Below are 4567 nucleotides of genomic sequence, written 5' to 3'. Positions count from 1 at the left end.
TTAAAATTAATAAAGTATACAACAGTTTGACAATCAAAATAATAATTATCATGAAAAAAACAATCTTATCCATCATTACTCTTTTAACAATAGTATTTGGAATAACAAATTTAACTTATGCTGCTCCAGTAAATAGCAATTATGTAACTACTTTATCTAACATCAGCGCCATCAATAAAATCGAAGTTCGCGGTAATGTTGAGCTTTATATTTCAAATTCAACCACCGACCAGGTAAAAGTGTATAACAAATTTTATTCTGAAAGTGCCGTGGTGCAATCAAAAAACGGTGTATTAAATATCGCTTCATACAGCACCGATAAATTGGTTGTTTGGGTTAGCGCAAATCAATTAAGTTCCGTTTCGGTTTACGACAATTCCGACGTAAAATCTTTCGGTCAGTTATCTAATATCGACTTTAATGTAGAGCTGCATGACAATGCAACCGCCAAATTAAATTTAGACGTATTCAGCGCAAGCGTATCAGTGTATGATCGCGCTAAAGCTGATCTGAGCGGATCGGCTAACGAATTCAGCCTGAGCCATAATTTTGCCGCAACAGTTAATAATGGCAATTTTAAAGCAGCGCATTTTAACGAAAAGAAAATTAACTTCCCTACCGCTGCAGACGAGGATATGGTAGGTATCTAAGGTCAACTTTTGCAAAAGTTCAACATATAATCTGGAAAGCCATCTGATCATACAGGTGGCTTTTTTTATAAAGCAATTTGCCGCGGGGACCCCAAATTTTATAAATCATAAATTAATGCGGTTGTTAGTTATGGGTTAGGGCGACCAGCGGCCGGTATTTTAGAATGATTGTGAATTAAATCATCTGATGTAATCAATTTCTGTTTTAGCTTATTTATACCTTAATTTATCACCAAATTAATTTTCATGAAAACGCCGCTCCGTATATTTGGAGGGTTGTTGCTGTTTAGCACATCCGCCATCGCCCAAAATAACAAACCTGTTTATACTTCAAATGCGTATACCGTCTACCCAGATCGCGTGGTGCAGGGAAAATATACGGCGACGGCAATTTCCTCAACATCTTTAACTTCCAATTACCGCAGCCCGGCAAATATGTTTAAAAGCCCGGTTATTGAATTTAAATTCAGTATCAACGGTAAGGATAATGAAATGACGCCCGGCGTTAACCATCATTTTACCTGCCTTGCACTGGCCAGTGAAACGCCGGTTATTGAATTTGGCGGGCCAGATAAGGTGCAAAAAGTAACTGCCGCAACAACTTTTCTAAAACCATCAACGCAAATAAAAATTCGGTTGAATATGAATCCGGTACTTAATGCATTTAAGGAAAGAGGTTTTTATACCTGCGCTAATGGTGATAAAATTTATAAAAATGATTTTAAAGGTGTTTTTGTAGCGGGAAATACCGCACCGATGATCTGGGATTTTAACAACCTGGTTAATCACCCTGACCTGGAACTTAAAGACCCTGATGGCGATGGCATTTACGAAACCACCCTGATTTTAAATAAACCGGAAGACGAAAATAAAATTGCTTCCTCCTGGACAATGACACGCGATGCAAGTGCCTTTCCGCAGTACCATTCGGGATATAAAATAAGCGACGCAGTGTACAACCTGGCTTTGGAAGAAATGCAAAAGGCAGTTGAGCCAGACAGTACCTTCCGCACAGGGAAGGAGTGGGGCGGTGTCTGGACAAGGGACATCAGTTACAGCATTATTTTATCGATGGCGGTGCTGCAACCCAAAGTAGCTGTTTACAGCCTGATGCGGAAGGTTAAAAACGACCGTATTATACAGGATACCGGCACCGGTGGCGCTTACCCCTGCTCATCAGACAGGATGATCTGGGCTGTTGCGGCCTATGAGGTTTATAAAGTAACAGGCGACAAAAACTGGCTGGAGAAAGCCTACCACATCGTAAAAAACTCGGCGGATGACGATGCTTTAAACGTGTACGATAGCGAAACCGGCCTGGTTAGGGGCGAATCGTCCTTTCTGGATTGGCGCGAAGAAACCTATCCCAAGTGGATGCAGCCTGCCGATATTTATGAGTCGGAATGCTTGGGCACCAATGTGGTGCATTACCAGGTAAATAAAGTATTGTCTCAAATGGCTTCCTTGCTGAAAGATCAGGCTGCTGCTGAATTGTACAGCAAAAGAGCGGCAACGATTAAAAAGGGTATACAAGACTATTTATGGATCCCTGAGAAAGGTTATTACGGGCAATACCTGTACGGGCGCAATTATAAAACACTGTCGCAAAGGTCCGAAGGCCTTGGAGAGGCCCTGGCAGTATTATTTGATGCAGCCGGGCCTAACGCGCAGAGCGTAATCAGCCATACGCCGGTGAATGATTTTGGCATTCCCTGTATTTATCCGCAGATCCCCGGAATATTGCCATATCATAACAACGCGATATGGCCATTTGTCGAAAGTTATTGGGCCATGGCATCGGCTAAGGCAGGTGATGAAACCTCTTTGATGAGGGCGATCAGCGCGGTTTACCGGCCAGCGGCCATGTTTTTAACCAATAAGGAAAATATGGTAGCCACTGATGGCGATTACGCCGGTACGCAGATCAATTCCAGCAATATGCTCTGGAGTCTGTCCGGTAATATCGCTTTGGTTTATAAAGTATTGTTCGGCATCCATTATAACGAAAGCAGCCTGAAGTTTCAGCCTTTTGTGCCGAAAGCGTTGGCGGGAGAACGCACACTCGAAAACTTTAAATACCGAAACGCTGTGTTAAATATCAGCATGAGTGGTTTTGGCAACGTGGTAAAAAGTATCAGTCTTGACGGCAAAGCCTTGCCTGGGGCAACTATACCAGCAAGTTTAAAAGGTACACACACTGTTAAAATTATTTTGGCGGATATTGTTGTAACCGGTAAAAGCAATTTGCTGCCCGGCTCCACCGCGCCCGAAACGCCGATGGCCAGTTACCAAAACGGCAATTTAACTTGGGACAAAATACTTGGAGCAACCAGCTATCATATCTTGAAAAATGGTAAAATCATACTTACAACAAGCGCGCATTCTTATAAAGTGCCTGCAAATGTATACGCCGAATACCAGGTTGCCAGCGTTGATGCAAAAGGAGTAAGTTCGTTTAATAGTGAACCGGTGCAAATAATCCCCGCAAACGTGGTGTTTGTTACTGAATTGGAAACAGTAGCAGATAAATCCGATCTGCCTTACCAGGGCTTTTCGGGAAGCGGTTTTGTGGAAATCAGCAAGATTAAAAACACCACCATCAACATCCCTATCAATATTACCCAATCGGGCGTTTATGCCATTGATTTTAAATATGCCAACGGCAACGGCCCGATTAATACTGAGAATAAATGTGCCATCCGTACGCTGGGAGCCGACGGGCATTTTGCCGGTACAGTTGTTCTTCCGCAACGCGGAAAAGGGGTATGGTCGGAGTGGGGATTCAGCAACCAGGTAAAGCTCAAACTTACCAAAGGGAAACACCTCATCAGCCTGCAGTTTAAACCCGCCAATGAAAACATGAATGGCGACATTAATCAGGCGATGGTGGATTATTTGAGGGTGATCCATCTGAACTAAGATGTGTAGGATTAAAGGATTGAAAGATTTTACAATCGCCTGTTTAAGTGAATAACTTAAACAGGTGGAGGCGGGGCCGAAAGCAAGATCAAAATCCTTAAATTTGTTTTAAAGCAATAAAATAGCCGTACATGCCATTTTTATCCCGCATCTCGCTCCCGCCACTGCAGGATGGCAGTTACCTGCAGCAGATCCCAAGCCTGAGCAATGGCTTACGGCTCGAGCCAAAAACTAATGTCACTTTTTTTGTTGGCGAGAATGGTTCGGGGAAATCTACTTTGCTGGAAGGTATCGCAGAGCAATGCGGCTTCAGCCTGCGGGGCGGCAACCGCAATCATAATAAAAATACCGGACACCGTTTTGAAGGCTATGAATCGGCGTTGGCCGGGCATGTTGGGTTGGGCTGGACGCCGAAAAGAATTACCGAAGGCTTTTTTATGCGGGCCGAAAGCTTTTTTAATTTCGCTTCCTATATTGATGAATTGGCGGTAGACGACGGCCGTATTCTGCGGGCCTATGGGGGGCGGTCGCTGCATGAGCAATCGCATGGCGAATCGTTCCTCAACTTATTTAATAACCAGTTCGAAGCAGGCATTTATATCCTTGATGAGCCCGAAGCGGCGCTGTCGCCGGCAAGGATCCTGGCCTTTATGTCGGTGATTCACCAGCTGGATAAAAGCGGGCGTGCCCAGTTCCTGATCGCCACCCACTCGCCGATGCTCATCTGCTACCCAGGCGCCACCATTTACCAGTTTGATGAAGATGGCGTGCGCGAAACCACTTATCAGGAAACCGAGCATTATTCCCTCACCAAATCCTTTCTGGATAACCCGGGTTTGTATCTCCGGCATTTGATGGAGGAGTAACCGGAGGGGCAAAGCGTTCCATTTTTCCACGCCGTGTGTCGTACTGATTAGGGTTGTCACAAGGAGATCCGGATCATGAATATAGAAAGAATAAAACAGCAAATCATATTCGAATATTTGTCAGGCGATATA

Annotated in this window: 3 protein-coding genes; all 3 read left to right on the top strand. The window is 44.1% G+C overall.

Features of this window, described 5'->3' with window-relative positions; translation table 11 throughout:
• The first annotated feature begins 50 nt into the window (after positions 1-50).
• On the top strand, positions 51-650 hold the full coding sequence (locus tag QZY09_RS23525) for a DUF2807 domain-containing protein (RefSeq protein ID WP_295676834.1): 600 nt from the start codon (positions 51-53) through the stop codon (positions 648-650).
• A 246-nt stretch (positions 651-896) separates the two neighbouring features.
• Positions 897-3569, top strand: a complete 2673-nt coding sequence (locus QZY09_RS23520) for a glycogen debranching protein (RefSeq protein ID WP_295676830.1) — start codon at positions 897-899, stop codon at positions 3567-3569.
• A 131-nt stretch (positions 3570-3700) separates the two neighbouring features.
• Positions 3701-4435 carry an AAA family ATPase gene (locus tag QZY09_RS23515; RefSeq protein ID WP_295676827.1) on the top strand — a complete coding sequence of 245 codons (735 nt, stop codon included), beginning with the start codon at positions 3701-3703 and terminating at the stop codon, positions 4433-4435.
• Positions 4436-4567: the final 132 nt, after the last annotated feature.

Origin of the sequence: uncultured Mucilaginibacter sp., assembly GCF_903913935.1 — a bacterium.
In the GTDB taxonomy this organism is placed as follows: Bacteria; Bacteroidota; Bacteroidia; order Sphingobacteriales; family Sphingobacteriaceae; genus Mucilaginibacter.
This window is presented reverse-complemented; position numbering and strand designations above follow the sequence as displayed.